Annotated in this window: 28 protein-coding genes; all 28 read right to left on the bottom strand. The window is 34.6% G+C overall.

The annotated features are described in order from the left end of the window. Positions 1 to 25: 25 nt before the first annotated feature. Positions 26 to 775, bottom strand: a complete 750-nt coding sequence (gene map, locus ACYUEX_RS15395) for a type I methionyl aminopeptidase (RefSeq protein WP_460288973.1) — start codon at positions 773 to 775, stop codon at positions 26 to 28. Next, positions 775 to 1,425: an adenylate kinase gene (locus tag ACYUEX_RS15390; protein ID WP_460288972.1), complete on the bottom strand. Its 651-nt coding sequence runs from the start codon at positions 1,423 to 1,425 to the stop codon at positions 775 to 777. The genes map and ACYUEX_RS15390 overlap by 1 nt, the downstream gene beginning before the upstream one ends. A 22-nt stretch (positions 1,426 to 1,447) precedes the next feature. Then, positions 1,448 to 2,722, bottom strand: a complete 1,275-nt coding sequence (gene secY / locus ACYUEX_RS15385) for a preprotein translocase subunit SecY (RefSeq protein WP_411169538.1) — start codon at positions 2,720 to 2,722, stop codon at positions 1,448 to 1,450. A gap of 1 nt (position 2,723) precedes the next feature. Beyond that, positions 2,724 to 3,164 carry a 50S ribosomal protein L15 gene (gene rplO / locus ACYUEX_RS15380; RefSeq protein WP_411169537.1) on the bottom strand — a complete coding sequence of 147 codons (441 nt, stop codon included), beginning with the start codon at positions 3,162 to 3,164 and terminating at the stop codon, positions 2,724 to 2,726. A 21-nt stretch (positions 3,165 to 3,185) separates the two neighbouring features. Beyond that, entirely contained in the window at positions 3,186 to 3,365 is a 180-nt protein-coding gene (gene rpmD, locus ACYUEX_RS15375) for a 50S ribosomal protein L30 (protein ID WP_322412614.1), read from the bottom strand. A 12-nt stretch (positions 3,366 to 3,377) separates the two neighbouring features. Further along, positions 3,378 to 3,875, bottom strand: coding sequence for a 30S ribosomal protein S5 (rpsE, locus tag ACYUEX_RS15370; protein WP_411169536.1), 498 nt, complete (start codon positions 3,873 to 3,875; stop codon positions 3,378 to 3,380). Between the two features lie 19 nt (positions 3,876 to 3,894). Next, positions 3,895 to 4,257: a 50S ribosomal protein L18 gene (gene rplR / locus ACYUEX_RS15365; protein WP_411169535.1), complete on the bottom strand. Its 363-nt coding sequence runs from the start codon at positions 4,255 to 4,257 to the stop codon at positions 3,895 to 3,897. 20 nt (positions 4,258 to 4,277) lie between these two features. Further along, on the bottom strand, positions 4,278 to 4,820 hold the full coding sequence (rplF, locus tag ACYUEX_RS15360; RefSeq protein ID WP_411169534.1) for a 50S ribosomal protein L6: 543 nt from the start codon (positions 4,818 to 4,820) through the stop codon (positions 4,278 to 4,280). 60 nt (positions 4,821 to 4,880) lie between these two features. After that, positions 4,881 to 5,279: a 30S ribosomal protein S8 gene (rpsH, locus tag ACYUEX_RS15355; protein WP_411169533.1), complete on the bottom strand. Its 399-nt coding sequence runs from the start codon at positions 5,277 to 5,279 to the stop codon at positions 4,881 to 4,883. Positions 5,280 to 5,310: 31 nt separating this feature from the next. Then, on the bottom strand, positions 5,311 to 5,496 hold the full coding sequence (locus tag ACYUEX_RS15350; protein WP_008681179.1) for a type Z 30S ribosomal protein S14: 186 nt from the start codon (positions 5,494 to 5,496) through the stop codon (positions 5,311 to 5,313). Positions 5,497 to 5,511: 15 nt separating this feature from the next. Then, complete coding sequence (gene rplE, locus ACYUEX_RS15345) at positions 5,512 to 6,054, bottom strand: 50S ribosomal protein L5 (protein WP_411169532.1); 543 nt, start codon at positions 6,052 to 6,054, stop codon at positions 5,512 to 5,514. Positions 6,055 to 6,076: 22 nt separating this feature from the next. Further along, a complete protein-coding gene (gene rplX / locus ACYUEX_RS15340; RefSeq protein WP_322458564.1) occupies positions 6,077 to 6,391 on the bottom strand; it encodes a 50S ribosomal protein L24 in 315 nt (104 codons plus the stop codon). Between the two features lie 17 nt (positions 6,392 to 6,408). Then, entirely contained in the window at positions 6,409 to 6,777 is a 369-nt protein-coding gene (gene rplN / locus ACYUEX_RS15335) for a 50S ribosomal protein L14 (protein WP_411169531.1), read from the bottom strand. A gap of 28 nt (positions 6,778 to 6,805) precedes the next feature. Beyond that, positions 6,806 to 7,060, bottom strand: a complete 255-nt coding sequence (gene rpsQ, locus ACYUEX_RS15330; RefSeq protein ID WP_460288971.1) for a 30S ribosomal protein S17 — start codon at positions 7,058 to 7,060, stop codon at positions 6,806 to 6,808. 22 nt (positions 7,061 to 7,082) lie between these two features. Next, a complete protein-coding gene (gene rpmC / locus ACYUEX_RS15325) occupies positions 7,083 to 7,295 on the bottom strand; it encodes a 50S ribosomal protein L29 (protein WP_460288970.1) in 213 nt (70 codons plus the stop codon). Continuing rightward, entirely contained in the window at positions 7,295 to 7,729 is a 435-nt protein-coding gene (gene rplP, locus ACYUEX_RS15320; protein ID WP_008681186.1) for a 50S ribosomal protein L16, read from the bottom strand. The genes rpmC and rplP overlap by 1 nt, the downstream gene beginning before the upstream one ends. A 17-nt stretch (positions 7,730 to 7,746) precedes the next feature. After that, complete coding sequence (gene rpsC, locus ACYUEX_RS15315) at positions 7,747 to 8,415, bottom strand: 30S ribosomal protein S3 (RefSeq protein ID WP_460288969.1); 669 nt, start codon at positions 8,413 to 8,415, stop codon at positions 7,747 to 7,749. 19 nt (positions 8,416 to 8,434) lie between these two features. Next, complete coding sequence (rplV, locus tag ACYUEX_RS15310; protein ID WP_016205894.1) at positions 8,435 to 8,770, bottom strand: 50S ribosomal protein L22; 336 nt, start codon at positions 8,768 to 8,770, stop codon at positions 8,435 to 8,437. A gap of 21 nt (positions 8,771 to 8,791) precedes the next feature. Then, positions 8,792 to 9,076 (bottom strand): 30S ribosomal protein S19, encoded by a 285-nt coding sequence (gene rpsS, locus ACYUEX_RS15305; protein WP_460288968.1) that lies wholly within the window; start codon positions 9,074 to 9,076, stop codon positions 8,792 to 8,794. A 68-nt stretch (positions 9,077 to 9,144) separates the two neighbouring features. After that, on the bottom strand, positions 9,145 to 9,978 hold the full coding sequence (gene rplB, locus ACYUEX_RS15300; RefSeq protein WP_411169529.1) for a 50S ribosomal protein L2: 834 nt from the start codon (positions 9,976 to 9,978) through the stop codon (positions 9,145 to 9,147). 64 nt (positions 9,979 to 10,042) lie between these two features. Next, positions 10,043 to 10,333, bottom strand: a complete 291-nt coding sequence (gene rplW, locus ACYUEX_RS15295) for a 50S ribosomal protein L23 (RefSeq protein WP_411169528.1) — start codon at positions 10,331 to 10,333, stop codon at positions 10,043 to 10,045. After that, positions 10,333 to 10,953, bottom strand: coding sequence for a 50S ribosomal protein L4 (gene rplD, locus ACYUEX_RS15290; protein ID WP_411169527.1), 621 nt, complete (start codon positions 10,951 to 10,953; stop codon positions 10,333 to 10,335). The genes rplW and rplD overlap by 1 nt, the downstream gene beginning before the upstream one ends. 24 nt (positions 10,954 to 10,977) lie before the next feature. Continuing rightward, a complete protein-coding gene (gene rplC / locus ACYUEX_RS15285; RefSeq protein ID WP_460288967.1) occupies positions 10,978 to 11,607 on the bottom strand; it encodes a 50S ribosomal protein L3 in 630 nt (209 codons plus the stop codon). Between the two features lie 78 nt (positions 11,608 to 11,685). Beyond that, complete coding sequence (rpsJ, locus tag ACYUEX_RS15280) at positions 11,686 to 11,994, bottom strand: 30S ribosomal protein S10 (protein WP_322413296.1); 309 nt, start codon at positions 11,992 to 11,994, stop codon at positions 11,686 to 11,688. Positions 11,995 to 12,638: 644 nt separating this feature from the next. Continuing rightward, positions 12,639 to 13,832 (bottom strand): elongation factor Tu, encoded by a 1,194-nt coding sequence (tuf, locus tag ACYUEX_RS15275; RefSeq protein ID WP_460288966.1) that lies wholly within the window; start codon positions 13,830 to 13,832, stop codon positions 12,639 to 12,641. A 187-nt stretch (positions 13,833 to 14,019) separates the two neighbouring features. Then, complete coding sequence (fusA, locus tag ACYUEX_RS15270; protein ID WP_411169525.1) at positions 14,020 to 16,083, bottom strand: elongation factor G; 2,064 nt, start codon at positions 16,081 to 16,083, stop codon at positions 14,020 to 14,022. Between the two features lie 75 nt (positions 16,084 to 16,158). Beyond that, positions 16,159 to 16,629 carry a 30S ribosomal protein S7 gene (gene rpsG / locus ACYUEX_RS15265; protein ID WP_411169524.1) on the bottom strand — a complete coding sequence of 157 codons (471 nt, stop codon included), beginning with the start codon at positions 16,627 to 16,629 and terminating at the stop codon, positions 16,159 to 16,161. 151 nt (positions 16,630 to 16,780) lie between these two features. Continuing rightward, positions 16,781 to 17,161, bottom strand: coding sequence for a 30S ribosomal protein S12 (gene rpsL, locus ACYUEX_RS15260; protein WP_322458589.1), 381 nt, complete (start codon positions 17,159 to 17,161; stop codon positions 16,781 to 16,783). Between the last annotated feature and the right edge of the window lie 15 nt (positions 17,162 to 17,176).

Here is a 17,176-nt window from a genome sequence, read left to right as displayed (position 1 = left end):
ATGCGAATTTATAACTAAGCAACACTTATTTAATTAGTGTTAATATTTCGGGTCCATCTGGTAAAATTACAATAGTATTTTCGTAGTGTGCAGATAGACTTCCATCACTAGTTACTACAGTCCAGTCATCATTTAATGTTTTAACTTTATAGCTTCCTACGTTAACCATAGGCTCAATAGCTAGTGCCATTCCTGAAGCTAACTTTGGGCCTCTGCCAGGCTTACCAAAATTAGGCACTTCTGGATCTTCGTGTACAACTCTACCTATACCGTGTCCTACGAAATCTCTTACTACAGAGAAACCTGAAGCTTCTATGTAGTTTTGTATTTCATGTGATATATCAGTAAGCCTGTTACCGATCTTAGCATATTCAATTCCTTTAAAGAAACTTTCTTCTGTTACTTTAATTAACTTACTAGCCTCCTCTGTTACGTTTCCCACTGCAAAAGTTCTTGCAGCATCTCCGTGAAAGCCATTAAGTAAAGCACCACAGTCTACACTAATTATATCTCCATCTTTTAATACATAACCTCCTGGGATCCCATGAACTACTTGCTCGTTAACAGATATACATAGTGAAGCTGGAAAACCATATAGCCCTTTAAATGAAGGCTTTGCTCCATGCTTAGTTATAAATTCTTCTGCTATTCTATCTAATTCAGCAGTAGTTATTCCTGGTCTTACTTTTTCTTCAACTAGTAGTAATGTTTCAGCTACTATTTTACCTGATAATCTCATTAGGTCAATTTCTTTGTTATTTTTAATGATTATCATTATTTAACTCTCCCTAAGATATTACAGATACCTTCGAATACTTCGTTAATAGCTTTTGTTCCATTTACAATTGAAAGTAAGTTTCTTTCTTTATAAAAATCAATCAGTGGTTGTGTCTGTCTCTCATACACATCAAGTCTTTCAGATACAGTTTCTTCTGTATCATCTTTTCTTTGGATTATATCACTTCCACAAACATCACATTTGCTTGTAACAGTTGGTGGATTAAACTTTATATGATAGCTAGCTCCACATGATGGGCACACTCTTCTACCTGTCATTCTTTCTAATATAAATCCAGTAGGTACTTCAATTAGTAAAGCAGTATCAAGCTTTTCATTTCTTTCAGAAAGAAAATCTTGAAGTGCTTCTGCTTGAGCGACTGTTCTTGGGAATCCATCTAATAAATACCCATTTTTACAATCTTCTTGCTGCAATCTATCTTTTACCATATCAATAGTAACTTCATCTGGTACTAACTGTCCTTTATCGATGTGCTTCTTAGCTTCTATTCCTAATGGAGTGTTTTCAGAAATATTTTTTCTAAATATATCTCCTGTAGAAATATGTGGTATTGAGTATCTATTACTAATTGATTTTGCCTGTGTTCCCTTTCCTGCTCCAGGAGGACCTAATAATACTATCTTCACGGGCATCATCTCCATTACTAATCTATTTTAAGAATCCTTGATAATGTCTCATTACTAATTGTGAATCTAATTGTCTTGAGAAATCAAGTCCAACACCAACCATAATTAATAATGATGTACCACCAAATTGAACTCCTTGTAACTGTGTATTTGAAATTAGTATTGGTAGTATCGCTAGTAAAGCTGCAAATACTCCTCCAACTAATGATACTTTAGTAAGTACTTTTTCAAAATACTTTTCAGTTGCATCTCCAGGTCTTATTCCTGGCACAAACCCTGCTGATTTATGCAGATTCTCTGCCATTTCATCTGGCTTAAATGTAATTTGTGTATAGAACCAAGTAAAGAATATAGTTAATATTGAATACATTACAGGATACATCCATGTTTTTTCATTAAATACACTATACTTACTTCCTGTTATCCATACAGCCCAGTCATGACCTGGGAAAAATTCTGCAATTGTTTTAGGAAACATCATAACTGACATAGCAAATATTATTGCTATAACAGCAGATCCTATTATGCTTAAAGGTATGTGAGTACTTTGGCCTCTCATAACTTTATTTCCAACAGCTTTACCAGCATATTGAACTGGAATTCTTCTTTCTGCTAATGAGAAGAATATTACTACTCCTAATAAAGCAATTGCAAAAACTACAAATAATAAAATTTCAACTATAGTAATTTTTCCTTGATCCTTTAATGTAAATAATGACATTAAAGTTACAGGTAACTGAGATACTATATTTACAAATATTAATATGGATATACCATTTCCAAAGCCTTTAGCTGTAATTTGATCACCTAGCCACATACAGAATGTTGAACCTGCAACTAATGCTACTAATACAACGATTATTCCAGTCCATTGCATTCCTTGCGCTGCACCTCTTGCTGCAACCATACTATATGTTCCGAAAGCAAGAATAAATCCTATAAATATTGATAATATTCTAGTTATCTTTTGTATCTTCTTTCTTCCTTCTTCACCTTCTTTAGATAATTGCTCTAGAGAAGGAATTGCTATAGTCAATAATTGAACTATGATTGAAGCATTAATATATGGCGTTACGCTTAAAGCAAATATACTAAACTGTCTAAATGCTCCACCAGATAACAAATCGTAGAAACCAAATATAGTTCCGCTACTAGCTAAATCATTTAGAACTTCTGTGCTAATTCCAGGAACAGGAATATGTATTCCTATCCTGAAGATTGCAACTAAAAATATAGTCCATAAAAATCTTTTCTTTAATTCGGGAACCTTCCAGGCATTACGTAGGGTTGATAGCATACTAAATCACCTCAACTTTTCCTCCAGCTGCTTCTATCTTTTCAGCCGCTGATTTTGAGAACTTACATCCTTTAACAGTTAGGCTCTTCTCTAATGTCCCATTTCCTAAAATCTTAACTCCGTCTTTTACCTTACTTATAACTCTTCTTTCAAGTAAAACTTCTGGTGTTATTTCTGTTCCATTTTCAAATATATTTAATCTATCTACGTTTATGCTAACATATTGTTTAGCAAATATATTTGTAAATCCTCTCTTAGGAAGTCTTCTATATAGTGGCATTTGACCGCCTTCAAATCCAGGTCTTACTCCACCGCCTGATCTAGAATTTTGGCCTTTTTCACCTTTTCCGGCATTTCTACCTAATCCTGAACCAGTACCTCTACCCACTCTCTTTGGAGCTTTCTTACTTCCTGCTGCTGGTTTTAATTCATGAAGTTTCATTACTCAATGCACCTCCTCTTATTAAACTTCTTCTACTTTTAGTAGATAGTCAACTTTGTTGATCATTCCTCTGATTTGAGGAGTTTCTTCATGTTCTACTGTCTTACCGATCTTTTTTAGTCCAAGGGCATGTGCAGTAGCAATATGGTCTTTCTTTCTTCCAATTAAACTCTTCATTAGAGTAACTTTAATTTTTGCCATTGCTTTTCCCTCCTAACCTAAAATTTCTTCTACAGTTTTGCCTCTTAATTTAGCTATATCTTCAGCTGTTTTTAAGCTTGCTAAACCGTTAATTGTAGCATTCACCATATTTTTAGGATTGTTTGAACCTAATGACTTAGCTCTAACATCCTTTAATCCTGCTAATTCTAATACAGATCTTGCTGGACCTCCAGCGATAACTCCTGTACCTTCTTTTGCTGGCATTATAAGAACATTACCAGTTCCGAATTTTCCATATATTTGATGAGGAACAGTAGTTCCAACTATTGCAACACTTACTAAATTTTTCTTAGCGTCTTCTATTCCTTTTTTAATTGCTTCTGGGATTTCTATTGACTTACCCATACCAACGCCTACGTGTCCGTTTTCGTCACCTACAACTACTAAAGCGCTGAATCTGAAGTTTCTACCACCCTTAACAACCTTAGTTACTCTGTTTATGTTAACAACCTTTTCTTTAAGGTCTAGTGTGCTAGGATCGATTCTCATGTATTTCCCTCCTTATTTATTAGAATTTTAGGCCTGCTTCTCTAGCAGCTTCAGCTAAAGTTTGAACTCTTCCGTGATATACGTATCCACCTCTGTCGAATACTACTTCTGAAATTCCTTTTTCTAAAGCTTTTTTAGCTATTAATTCACCAACCATTTTAGCTGCTTCTTTATTTCCACCTGATTTTTCATCAAATGCTTTATCTAAGCTTGAAGCTGAAACTAAAGTTACTGAATTAACATCATCTATAATTTGAGCATATATATTTTTTTCACTTCTATATACTGAAAGTCTTGGTCTTTCAGGAGTACCAGAAATTTTCTTACGTACTCTTAGGTGACGTCTTTCTCTACTAGCTTTTCTGTCTACCTTCTTGAACATAAAGGTTTCACTCCTTTCTATTATTTCTTACCAGTTTTACCTTCTTTACGTCTGATCACTTCGTTATCATACTTAATTCCTTTACCCTTATATGGTTCAGGCTTTCTCCATGATCTTATATCAGCCGCAGCTGCTCCAACCTTTTCCTTGTCGATTCCCTTTACTACAACCTTAGTTGCAGCTGGAGTTTCGAAAGTTACACCTTCGATTGGTTCTATTTCAACTGGATGTGAATATCCTAAGTTCATTACAAGCTTCTTACCTTGTAATTGAGCTCTGTAACCAACACCTATTAGTTCTAAGTTCTTTTCAAATCCCTTTTCAACTCCGATTATCATGTTGTTGATTAATGCTCTAGTTAAACCATGAAGAGCTCTGTGCTCTTTTTGATCGCTAGGTCTAGTTACAACAACTTGGTTGTTTTCAACTGCTATATTCATGTCTGTATTCATAGCTTTAACAAGTTCGCCCTTTGGACCCTTAACTGTAACAACATTGTCTGCTGAAACAGTTACAGTTACGCCTGCAGGTATAGCTATAGGTAATCTACCTACTCTTGACATAATCGCACCTCCTGTTTTACTTGTTCTATATGTTAATTTAGTTACTTTCTATTTTGAAAATTACCAAACGTAGCAAACTACTTCTCCGCCTAATCCAGCTTTTCTTGCATCTCTATCAACTAATAAACCTGTTGAAGTTGATATTATAGCAATTCCTAGTCCACTTAGTACCTTTGGAATTTCATCTTTCTTGCAGTAAACTCTTAGTCCTGGTTTAGATATTCTCTTTATACCAGTTATAACTCTTTCTTTATCTGCGCCATATTTAAGAGATATTCTTAACATTGGAACAACACCATCGTTATATTCCTCTAACTCTTTAATATATCCCTCTTGTAATAATATATTTGCAACAGCCTTCTTCATATTTGATGAAGGAACTTCTACTACTTCATGTCTTACAGCATTTGCGTTTCTAATACGTGTTAGCAAATCTGCGATAGGATCTGTCATAACCATTTAATGTGCCTCCTTTCACTACATCAGTTTTTTACCAACTTGCTTTCTTACAACCAGGTATTTGACCTTTATAAGCAAGTTCTCTAAAACATATACGGCAAATACCGAACTTCTTTAATACTGAATGTGGTCTTCCACATATTCTGCATCTTGTATAAGCTCTTGTTTTATATTTAGGTTCTTTTTTCCACTTTTCAATAATAGCCTTACGTGCCACAGTTTTCCCTCCTTATTATTGAGCAAATGGCATACCAAGGAATCTTAATAATTCTCTTGCTTCTTCGTCAGTGTTTGCTGATGTAACGAAGATAATATCCATTCCTCTAACCTTATCGATTTTATCGTATTCAATTTCTGGGAATATTAATTGCTCTTTTACTCCTAGTGAGTAGTTTCCTCTACCATCAAAAGCTTTGCTTGAAACTCCTCTGAAATCTCTAACTCTTGGAAGAGCAATAGCCATTAATTTGTCAGCAAATTCGTACATTTTTGCTTTTCTTAATGTAACCTTACATCCTAAAGCCATATTCTCTCTTATCTTAAAGTTAGCAACAGATTTCTTTGCTCTAGTTAAAATTGGCTTTTGACCTGCAATTATGCTTAAATCGTTAACTGCAGCTTCTAATATTTTTTGATTGTCCTTAGCTTCACCAACTCCCATGTTGATAACTACCTTTTCAAGCTTTGGAACTTCCATTATATTTTTATATCCGAACTTTTCAATCATAGCTGGAATTACTTCTTTTTGATACTTTTCTTGAAGTCTTGTTGTCATAATTAGTACCTCCTTTCAGATTCTAGAATGTTTCTCCGCACTTCTTACAAACTCTAACCTTAGTACCATCTTCTAAGATTTTACTGCTTATTCTTGTAGCATTTTTACATTTTGTGCAGTATAACATAACTTTTGAGCTATAAATAGCTCCTTCTCTTTCAATTATTCCACCTTGAGCATTAGCTCTAGTTGGCTTTTGGTGTTTTTTAATTATATTAACTCCTTGAACAATAACTTTACCTGTTTTAGGATATACCTTTAAAACTTCACCAGTTTTCCCTTTATCTTTACCTGAAACAACTACAACTGTGTCGTTCTTTCTAACATGTACCTTCAAATGAGACACCTCCTCTATTATAGAACTTCAGGCGCTAATGATAAAATCTTGTTAAATTCGTTATCTCTTAGCTCCCTAGCAACTGGTCCGAAGATACGAGTTCCTCTTGGTTGCTTATCATCCTTTATAATAACAGCTGAATTTTCATCAAACTTAATGTATGAACCATCAGCTCTTCTTAATCCTCTAACTGATCTAACTATAACAGCTTTTACAACGTCTCCTTTTTTAACAACTCCGCCTGGTGTTGCACTTTTAACGCTAGCAACTATTACATCTCCAATGTTACCGAACTTTCTTTTTGATCCGCCTAAAACTCTTATGCACATTATTTCCTTTGCGCCTGAGTTATCTGCTACCTTTAGTAAGGTTTGTTGTTGTATCATTGAATTACCCTCCTTTCAGTCTTAAAGCCTATTTAGCTTTTTCAACTATTTCAACAAGTCTCCATCTCTTATCTTTAGATAATGGTCTAGTTTCCATAATTAAAACTCTATCATTTATTCTAGCTTCATTGTTTTCATCATGAGCTTTAAACTTAGTTGTTCTATTAACTGTTTTACCATATAATGGGTGTCTAACCTTAGTTTCAACAGCAACAACGATAGTTTTATCCATTTTATCTGAAACAACTCTACCTATTTTTTTCTTTCTTAATCCTCTTTCCATTAAGAGTTACCTCCTTTCAGATTTACTGCTCGAAAGCCCCGATCTCTTCTTCTCTTATGATGGTTTTGATTTGGGCTATAGATTTTTTTACTTCTTTTATTCTCATAGGATTTTCTAATTGACCTGTAGCTAATTGGAATCTTAAGTTGAATAACTCAGCCTTAAGGTCATTTAATTTAACCTTTAAATCTTGAGGATTATTTGCTCTTAATTCTTTTAATTCTCTAGCCTTCATTATTCTTCACCACCCATTTCCTCAAAATCTCTTCTTGTAACGAATTTACACTTTACAGGAAGCTTGTGTGATGCAAGTCTCATAGCTTCTCTTGCAACTTCTTCATTAACTCCTGATAGCTCGAATAAAACTCTACCAGGTTTAACTACTGCTACCCAATATTCTGGTGAACCTTTACCTGAACCCATTCTTGTTTCAGCTGGCTTTTCAGTTACTGGCTTATCTGGGAAAATCTTTATCCAAAGTTTTCCACCTCTTCTGATATATCTGTTTATAGCAATTCTGGCAGATTCTATTTGGTTACTAGTTATCCAACCACAAGTTGTAGCTTGAATACCAAAATCTCCGTATGCAAGGAAATTACCTCTAGTAGCTTTCCCTTTCATTCTACCACGTTGTACCTTACGATGCTTAACTCTTTTAGGCATTAACATGACTAATTCCTCCTTTCTTACGCGTTAACTTCTTCCTTCTTTTCAACTTTTTTAGTTGGAAGAACTTCTCCATTATAAACCCAAACCTTTACGCCGATTTTCCCGTAAGTTGTATCAGCTTCAGCAAATCCATAATCTATATCTGCTCTTAAAGTTTGTAGTGGAATTGTTCCTTCATGATATTGTTCAGTTCTAGCTATTTCAGCTCCACCTAATCTACCTGAGCAAGCTGTCTTAACACCTTTAGCTCCAAGTCTCATAGCTCTTTGAATGCTTTGTTTCATAGCTCTTCTGAATGATACTCTCTTTTCTAATTGTGCAGCTATATTTTCTGCCATCAATTGAGCATTTGCTTCAGCATTTTTAACTTCTACTATATTGATTAATAAGTTCTTACTATCAACTAAGTTAGCTAATTTACCTTTTAATGCTTCTATTCCTGATCCACCTTTTCCAATTATAACTCCTGGTTTAGCAGTATATATATTTAACTTAACTCTTTTAGTAGCTCTTTCAATTTCGATCTTTGAAATACCAGCTGAGAAAAGTTCTTTCTTTACGAATTCTCTGATTTTGTTATCTTCTATTAGATTGTCTGCAAAATTCTTCTTTGAAGCATACCATTTAGCATCCCAATCTTTGATAACTCCTACTCTAAGTCCGTGAGGATGTACTTTTTGACCCACTTGATTTCCCTCCTTCTTTCTAAGCTCTTTCTTTAACTACAAGTGTTATATTACTTGTTCTTTTGTTAATTCTAAATGCTTTTCCGTGATCCATCGGTCTAAATCTCTTTAGTGTTGGACCTGCACCAACGAATGCTTCTGCTACATATAATCTTTCTACGTCCATTTCATGATTATTTTCTGCATTAGCAACAGCTGATTTTAAAACTTTGTTTATAGCAACAGCTGCATCTTTCGGAGTATATTGTAAAATAGCGAAAGCCTCTTGAATATTTTTTCCTCTTATTAAATCAAGAACTACTCCTACTTTTGTTGGAGACATTCTAACATATTTAGCTATAGCTCTAGCTTCCATTTATGTTCCTCCTTTCCGGGATTACTTTCTTTTTCTTGCTGCTTTTTCGTCATAATCGTGTCCTCTGTAAGTTCTTGTTAAAGCGAACTCACCAAGCTTGTGTCCTACCATGTCTTCGCTAACGAAAACTGGAACATGCTTTCTTCCATCGTGAACAGCAATTGTATGACCAATCATTTGTGGGAAGATAGTTGAACTTCTTGACCAAGTTTTAACAACCTTCTTATCTCCACTAACATTCATTTCTTCAATTTTCTTTAAAAGTCCTTCATGTACAAAAGGCCCTTTTTTTGTTGATCTACTCACTATAATTTGCCTCCCTTCATAATCTATAGGCTGACAAGCCATGAAGAGAAATTTAGATTCTCTTCATACTACTTATCGTTTCTTCTCTTTATTATGAATCTGTCAGAATACTTCTTATTCTTTCTTGTCTTGTATCCAAGTGCTGGTTTACCCCATGGAGTAACTGGACTCGGTCTACCGATTGGTGATCTACCTTCACCACCACCATGAGGGTGATCGCAAGGATTCATTACAGAACCTCTAACTGTAGGTCTCCATCCCATGTGTCTCTTTCTACCTGCTTTACCGATATTGATTATATCGTTAGTAGTATTTGATACAGTACCGATTGTAGCTCTACATTCGATTCTTACATATCTCATTTCTCCTGAAGGTAATCTTAATGTTGCATAGTTACCTTCTTTAGCCATTAATTGAGCTGTAGTTCCAGCTGATCTTACCATTTGAGCTCCCTTACCAACTTGTAACTCAACGTTGTGAACGAAAGTACCTACTGGTATATTCTTTAATGGAAGAGCATTTCCTGCTTTAATATCAGAATCTGGACCTGAAACTATAACATCTCCAACTTTTAATCCTACTGGAGCTATTATATATCTCTTTTCACCATCAGCATATACTACTAATGCAATGTATGCTGTTCTGTTTGGATCGTATTCTATTGTAGCAACCTTTGCTGGAACACCATCCTTATTTCTCTTGAAATCTATTATTCTATATTTTCTCTTAGCTCCACCACCGTGGTGTCTAACAGTTATTTTACCTTGAGCATTTCTACCACCACTTTTGTTTAATGATACAAGAAGTGATTTTTCTGGTGTACTTGTTGTTATTTCTTCAAAAGTAGCCATTGTCATTTCTCTTCTTGATGGGGTAGTTGGTCTAAACTTTTTAACTGCCATGTAAATTCCCTCCTTACTTTAAGCTTCTCTGGTATTTTCATACCAATAATACGCTTTATTTGCGTTATTGCATTCCTTCAAAGAATTCTATGTTCTTGCTATCTCCTGCTAAAGTAATGATAGCTTTTTTGAAGTCTGCTCTCTTTCCTACATGTACGCCCATTCTCTTTGTTTTTCCCATAGTTCTTACTGTTTGAACTTTTTCAACTTTAACGCCGAATATTTCTTCTACAGCTCTCTTAATTTGAACTTTGTTTGCATTAATTTGAACTATGAAAGTGTACTTTTTGTCTGCCATAGCAGTCATAGTCTTTTCAGTGATAACAGGCTTTCTTATAATATCATAGCTTGTCATTATGCGTACACCTCCTCAATTTTTGATACAGCATCCTTAGTTATGATTAATTTCTCAAATTTTAATAAATCATAAACATTGATGTTGTTAACTGGCATTATTTCAATATCAGCAATATTTCTAGCTGACTTGTAAAGAACTTCATTAGCTTCTCCAGTTATTATTAAAGTTTTCTTAGCTTCAAATGCTTTTAAAACTTCAACCATTTTCTTAGTTTTTGGAGCTTCAAATGCTAATGTTTCAAGCACTACCATTTGTCCGTCTTGAACTTTGCTAGTTAATGCAGACTTCATAGCTACTCTTCTCATGCTCTTTGGCACTGACATTCTATAATCTCTTGGTTTTGGTGCGAATACAACTCCACCTTTGATCCATTGTGGCGCTCTAATAGAACCTTGTCTTGCTCTACCAGTTCCTTTTTGTCTCCAAGGCTTAATTCCGCCTCCTCTAACCTCAGCTCTTGTCTTAGCTGATTGAGTTCCTTGTCTCTTGTTTGCTAATAAAGCAACTACAACTTGATGCATAGCATCAGTGTTAACTTCAACTCCGAACACATTATCATTTAATTGGATATCTCCAACTTGTTTTCCTTCTTGATTAAATAATCCTACTGTAGGCATCCTGTTTCCTCCTTTCTACAGAAATTAAGCTTTAACTGCGTTTCTTATTACTACTGTACCTTTATTAGGTCCTGGGATACCACCCTTGATTAGTATTAAGTTCTTTTCAGCTATAACCTTAACTACTTCTAAGTTTAATACTGTTGTGTTAACAGCTCCCATATGTCCTGGCATGTTCTTGTTCTTGAAAGTTCTTGATGGATCTGATGAAGCCCCCATTGAACCTACTGCTCTGTGGAATTTAGAACCGTGACTCATTGGTCCTCTGCTAGCATTCCATCTTTTGATAACCCCTTGGAATCCCTTTCCTTTAGAAACTCCAGATACATCAATTTTATCTCCAGCTACGAATAAATCAGCTTTGATTTCTTGACCAACTTCATAAGCTGAACAATCTTCTAATCTGAATTCTTTTAGCTTTCTTCTTAAAGAAACACCTGCTTTAGCAAAATGTCCCTTCTTTGGTTTGTTAACTAATTTTTCTCTAACATCTCCAAAGCCTACTTGTATTGCTTCATAACCATCTTTCTCGATAGTTTTCTTTTGAACAACAACACATGGACCAGCTTCTACTACTGTTACAGGAACAACTTTTCCATTTTCATCGAAAATTTGAGTCATACCTATTTTTTTTCCTAATATAGCTTTTTTCATGTATTTACACCTCCTAAACGTATTAGCGGACTGCTTAGCAATCATAACCGTTCAAACTGTTTATTTAATAAGTATCAACTATAGCTTGATTTCGATATCAACACCAGCTGGTAAGTTTAATCTCATTAATGCATCAACTGTTTTTGGTGATGGATTAACGATATCGATTAATCTCTTGTGTGTTCTGATTTCGAATTGTTCTCTAGAATCTTTGTATTTATGAACAGCTCTTAATACAGTAACAATATCTTTTTCAGTTGGTAGTGGTACTGGACCTGCAACCTTAGCTCCTGTTGATTTAGCTGTTTCAACAATTTTTTCAGCTGATTGATCTAATATTGTGTGATCAAAAGCCTTTAATCTGATTCTTATTTTTTGTTTTGACATCTTGGTTTCCCTCCTTTTCATGTACGCTTTACTTCTAACGCACAACAGCGGATGTTCTATAAACTGTTCCTGGTGTTTCATATTTGAAAACACACTTTTATAAAACCCCTGTCGTTGGATTCTAGATCCTAACATACTCATCAAGAATTAACCCGGAAGTCCGGCAACCTCTTGATTCATCGCTGTTTGCTATACAACTTCTTTATTATACTATCTTTACATAGCATTTTCAAGAGTTTTTTAGCCTTTTTTGATAATTTTTAAAGTATGCTTTGTTATACCTTCAAAACATATTTTATTTTGCAAATATATTTTATATGTGTTTTCGATATTTATCAATATATTTTTTATAGTATTATTTTACAGATCTTTATAAATTAAAATTTATATTAATATTATTGACTATTCAACATATATTAATCCTTTACAATAAAAAGAACATATTTTTATAAATTTCTTTTATTATACTATCTACATATTATAAAAGTATATATGCACTAGCATTTATTTATTATGCATATTCTATCTATTAACTCTTTTCTATATTATTATAAAAAAAAGAGAGCAAGGGCGTCCCCTTACTCTCTAAACGTGATCACACTTAATATTTAAATTTACATTCAAATCTATTTTATAAGAAATTATTACTCTATTATGCTAGTAACAACTCCTGAACCTACAGTTCTTCCACCTTCTCTAATAGCGAATCTTAATCCTTCATCCATAGCTACTTGAGTGATTAATTCAACGTTCATATCGATGTGGTCTCCTGGCATAACCATTTCCATTCCATCTGGTAACTTAATTGAACCAGTAACATCTGTTGTTCTGAAATAAAATTGTGGTCTGTATCCATCGAAGAATGGAGTATGTCTTCCACCTTCTTCTTTTTTAAGTACGTAAACTTGACCTACGAACTTTTGGTGTGGCTTAACTGATCCAGCTTTTGCTAAAACTTGACCTCTTTCGATGTCTGTTCTTTGAACTCCTCTTAAAAGAACTCCAACGTTATCTCCAGCTTGCGCTTCGTCTAGTAACTTTCTGAACATTTCTATTCCTGTTACTACTACTTTTCTGCTTTCTTCTTGTAATCCAACGATTTCTACTTCGTCTCCTACCTTAAGAATTCCTCTTTCAACTCTTCCTGTTGCAACTGTACCTCTACCAGTGATTGTGAATACATCTTCTACTGGCATTAAGAATGGCTTATCTGTTGCTCTTTCTGGAGTTGGGATGTAGCTATCTACAGCATCCATTAACTCAAGTATTGGAGCGATTGCTTTTTCGTCTGTTGGGTTTTCTAATGCTACTAAAGCTGATCCCTTAACTACTGGAATATCGTCTCCTGGGAAGTTGTATTCTGATAATAATTCTCTAACTTCCATTTCAACTAATTCTAATAATTCTTCGTCGTCTACCATATCTGCTTTATTTAAGAAAACAACTATGTAGTCAACTCCAACTCTTGATGCAAGAAGAATGTGCTCTCTTGTTTGAGGCATTGGACCATCTGCAGCTGAACAAACTAAGATTGCTCCATCCATTTGTGCAGCACCTGTAATCATGTTCTTAACATAGTCAGCATGTCCTGGACAGTCAACGTGAGCATAGTGTCTGTTTTCTGTTTCATATTCAACGTGAGAAGTATTGATTGTAATACCTCTTTCCTTTTCTTCTGGAGCTTTATCTATTGCAGCATAATCAAATGCTTCTGCAAATCCCCTTTTTGATAAAACAGTTGTGATTGCAGCTGTTAAAGTTGTCTTACCGTGGTCAACGTGACCGATTGTTCCAATGTTTACGTGTGGTTTACTTCTTTCGAATTTTTGCTTTGCCATTGTAAAATCCTCCTTTATGGAAATTAATTATATGAACCTTCTTAGTTATTATATCTAATTTAGTTCTAATTTTCTAGAGTTATATAAATTTTCATCATATTATTTGATAATACTAAAATTTATATTATGTAACGTTGCTCACACTTTAATTATGAGCAACATTACCTAAATTTATTACTAAAGTGAATTAATTTCTTTCACTCTTAATTTTTTCTTGAACACTCTTTGGAACTTCTTCGAAGTGATCGAATACCATTGAGTAAGTACCTCTACCTTGAGTTCTTGATCTTAAAGTAGTTGCATATCCAAACATTTCTGAAAGTGGAACGAATGCTCTTATTATTTGAGCTCCATTTATAGCTTCCATACCTTCGATTCTTCCTCTTCTTGAGTTAAGGTCACCCATTACATCTCCCATGTATTCTTCTGGAACTGTAACTTCAACCTTTTCCATTGGCTCAAGTAATACTGGATCTGCTTTAGCCATAGCGTTTTTAAATGCCATAGAACCAGCAATCTTAAATGCCATTTCTGATGAGTCAACTTCGTGATATGAACCATGAACAACTTTAACTTTGAAGTTAATAGTTTCATAACCAGCTATAATACCATTCTTAGCTGCTTCTTTAATACCATTATCTATAGCTGGAATATATTCTCTTGGAATAGCCCCTCCAACTACAGCATTTTCAAATGTGTATTCTCCTTCAGTAGGTTCCATTTCAATAACACAGTGACCGTATTGTCCTTTACCACCTGATTGCTTAGCATACTTAGCTTCAGCTTTAACAGCTGTTCTAATTGTTTCTTTGTAAGCAACTTGAGGAGCTCCAACATTACACTCAACTTTGAATTCTCTTGTTAATCTATCAACAATGATTTCTAAGTGAAGTTCTCCCATACCAGCAATAATTGTTTGACCAGTTTCTTGATCAGTATGAGTTTTGAAAGTAGGATCTTCTTCAGCAAGTTTAGCTAATGCTAAGCCCATCTTTTCTTGACCAGCTTTTGTCTTTGGCTCTATAGCTACAGATATAACTGGTTCTGGGAATTCCATTGATTCTAATACTATTGGATTACTTTCTAAACAAAGAGTATCTCCTGTTGTAGTATTTTTTAATCCAATAATTGCTCCTAATTCACCTGCTTCTAATGCTTCTACTTCTTCTCTTGAATTAGCATGCATCTTAACAAGTCTTCCTATTCTTTCTTTTTTACCCTTTGTTGAGTTTAGAACATATGTTCCACTTTCCATAATACCTGAATAAATTCTTGTAAATGCAAGTTTTCCAACGAATGGGTCAGTTGCTATTTTGAATGCTAAAGCTGCCATTGGAGCTTCATCAGAAGCTTCTCTTGAATCTTCTTCACCTTCTAAAGTAGTTCCTTTAATAGCTGGAATATCTAACGGTGATGGTAAGAAAGCAACAACTCCATTAATCATTTGCTGAACACCTTTATTTTTATAAGATGAACCACATATACATGGAACTATTTCATTAGCTATAGTAGCTTTTCTTAATCCAATCATTAACTCTTCTTCAGTTAACTCTTCACCTTCAAGATATTTTTCCATTAAATCTTCGTTATTTTCAGCTATAGCTTCTAATAAAGCCATTCTGTATTCTTCAGCTTGATCAGCTAAATCAGCTGGTATTTCTTCAATTCTAACGTCTTTTCCTAAATCATCATAGAACATAATAGCTTTATTAGTTATTAAGTCTATCATTCCCTTAAATTGGTCTTCTGATCCAACAGGAATTTGAATTGGAACTGCATTAGCTTTTAATCTATCTCTTACAGTGTTTATACATCTGAAGAAGTCTGCACCTGTAGCATCCATCTTATTAACATATATCATTCTTGGAACACCGTATTTGTCTGCCTGTCTCCATACAGTTTCAGTTTGTGGTTCAACCCCACTCTTTGCATCTAGAACTGTAACAGCTCCATCAAGTACTCTTAATGATCTTTCAACTTCAACTGTGAAATCTACGTGACCTGGAGTATCTATAATATTTAGTTCATGTCCTTGCCATTCGCATGTTGTTGCAGCAGAAGTAATTGTTATACCTCTTTCTTGTTCTTGAACCATCCAGTCCATTGTAGCTGCCCCTTCATGAACTTCTCCAATTTTGTGGCTTCTTCCTGTATAGAATAATATACGCTCAGTAGTTGTAGTTTTACCAGCATCTATATGAGCCATTATTCCAAAGTTACGGAATTTATCTAACGAATATTTTCTAGCCATTTGTATGTCCTCCTCTCAACGAGTAATTTTAAATTCGACAAAACTGTTTTGGCAAAAGCCAAAACAGTTTGTATATTAGTATCTGTAATGAGCAAATGCTTTGTTTGCTTCAGCCATCTTGTGAGTATCTTCTCTTTTCTTAACAGCTGCTCCAGTGTTATTAGCTGCATCCATTAATTCTCCAGCTAATCTTTGAGCCATTACTTTTTCGCCTCTTTTTCTTGAAGCATCTAAAAGCCATCTTAATCCTAATGTCTGTCTTCTTTCTGGTCTAACTTCGATAGGAACTTGGTAGTTAGCACCACCTATTCTTCTAGCTTTAACCTCTAATAAAGGCATTACATTGTTCATAGCTTCTTCAAAAACTTCTAAAGCATCTTTTCCTGTTTTTTGCGCCATTATTTCAAACGCGTCGTAGCATATTTTTTGTGCTACTCCTCTTTTACCATCTTCCATTACATTGTTTATTAACTTTGTAACAACTTTTGAGTTGTATATTGGATCTGGTAATACATCTCTTTTTGCGATATGTCCTTTTCTTGGCACTTTTCTTCCCTCCTTAACATTGTAAATTTAAGTTCATTGGTACTCTGCAATTAAACATTGCCGTAAAGTGCTTCGCCTTTTCATCTATATAAACTTAATTTATAAATCTATGTAAATGCTGAAGACAAGCACTACTGTAGTTTAGTTTAAACTACTTTTTTGCCTTCGGCTTTTTAGCACCGTATTTTGATCTTCCTTGCATTCTGTTAGCTACTCCAGCACAGTCAAGTGCTCCTCTTACGATATGGTATCTAACACCAGGAAGGTCCTTTACTCTACCACCTCTTATAAGAACAACACTGTGCTCTTGTAAGTTGTGTCCTACACCACCAATGTATGCAGTTACTTCGAATCCATTTGTAAGTCTTACTCTCGCTACTTTTCTTAAAGCTGAGTTAGGCTTCTTTGGAGTAGTTGTTTTAACAACTGTACAAACTCCTCTTCTTTGTGGACACTCGTTAAGTGCTGGTGACGCTGACTTGTTGATAATAGTTTTTCTGCCTTTTCTTACTAATTGGCTAATAGTTGGCATTTTTTCACCTCCTGA

Source organism: Clostridium sp. CTA-7, from assembly GCF_054768095.1.
The sequence above is the reverse complement of the archived record's forward strand: the minus strand, read 5'-3'. Positions and strand labels throughout refer to the sequence as shown.

Excerpts from the sequence above, each read along its gene's own strand:
- map (WP_460288973.1), bottom strand. The coding sequence starts at position 775 with ATGATAATCATTAAAAATAACAAAGAAATTGACCTAATGAGATTATCA.
- secY (WP_411169538.1), bottom strand. The coding sequence starts at position 2,722 with ATGCTATCAACCCTACGTAATGCCTGGAAGGTTCCCGAATTAAAGAAA.
- rplO (WP_411169537.1), bottom strand. The coding sequence starts at position 3,164 with ATGAAACTTCATGAATTAAAACCAGCAGCAGGAAGTAAGAAAGCTCCA.
- rpmD (WP_322412614.1), bottom strand. The coding sequence starts at position 3,365 with ATGGCAAAAATTAAAGTTACTCTAATGAAGAGTTTAATTGGAAGAAAG.
- rpsE (WP_411169536.1), bottom strand. The coding sequence starts at position 3,875 with ATGAGAATCGATCCTAGCACACTAGACCTTAAAGAAAAGGTTGTTAAC.
- rplR (WP_411169535.1), bottom strand. The coding sequence starts at position 4,257 with ATGTTCAAGAAGGTAGACAGAAAAGCTAGTAGAGAAAGACGTCACCTA.
- rplF (WP_411169534.1), bottom strand. The coding sequence starts at position 4,820 with ATGTCAAGAGTAGGTAGATTACCTATAGCTATACCTGCAGGCGTAACT.
- rpsH (WP_411169533.1), bottom strand. The coding sequence starts at position 5,279 with ATGGTTATGACAGATCCTATCGCAGATTTGCTAACACGTATTAGAAAC.
- rplE (WP_411169532.1), bottom strand. The coding sequence starts at position 6,054 with ATGACAACAAGACTTCAAGAAAAGTATCAAAAAGAAGTAATTCCAGCT.
- rplN (WP_411169531.1), bottom strand. The coding sequence starts at position 6,777 with ATGATACAACAACAAACCTTACTAAAGGTAGCAGATAACTCAGGCGCA.
- rpsQ (WP_460288971.1), bottom strand. The coding sequence starts at position 7,060 with ATGGAAAGAGGATTAAGAAAGAAAAAAATAGGTAGAGTTGTTTCAGAT.
- rpmC (WP_460288970.1), bottom strand. The coding sequence starts at position 7,295 with ATGAAGGCTAGAGAATTAAAAGAATTAAGAGCAAATAATCCTCAAGAT.
- rplP (WP_008681186.1), bottom strand. The coding sequence starts at position 7,729 with ATGTTAATGCCTAAAAGAGTTAAGCATCGTAAGGTACAACGTGGTAGA.
- rplV (WP_016205894.1), bottom strand. The coding sequence starts at position 8,770 with ATGGAAGCTAGAGCTATAGCTAAATATGTTAGAATGTCTCCAACAAAA.
- rplB (WP_411169529.1), bottom strand. The coding sequence starts at position 9,978 with ATGGCAGTTAAAAAGTTTAGACCAACTACCCCATCAAGAAGAGAAATG.
- rplW (WP_411169528.1), bottom strand. The coding sequence starts at position 10,333 with ATGACAAGCTATGATATTATAAGAAAGCCTGTTATCACTGAAAAGACT.
- rplD (WP_411169527.1), bottom strand. The coding sequence starts at position 10,953 with ATGCCTACAGTAGGATTATTTAATCAAGAAGGAAAACAAGTTGGAGAT.
- rplC (WP_460288967.1), bottom strand. The coding sequence starts at position 11,607 with ATGAAAAAAGCTATATTAGGAAAAAAAATAGGTATGACTCAAATTTTC.
- rpsJ (WP_322413296.1), bottom strand. The coding sequence starts at position 11,994 with ATGTCAAAACAAAAAATAAGAATCAGATTAAAGGCTTTTGATCACACA.
- tuf (WP_460288966.1), bottom strand. The coding sequence starts at position 13,832 with ATGGCAAAGCAAAAATTCGAAAGAAGTAAACCACACGTAAACATTGGA.
- fusA (WP_411169525.1), bottom strand. The coding sequence starts at position 16,083 with ATGGCTAGAAAATATTCGTTAGATAAATTCCGTAACTTTGGAATAATG.
- rpsL (WP_322458589.1), bottom strand. The coding sequence starts at position 17,161 with ATGCCAACTATTAGCCAATTAGTAAGAAAAGGCAGAAAAACTATTATC.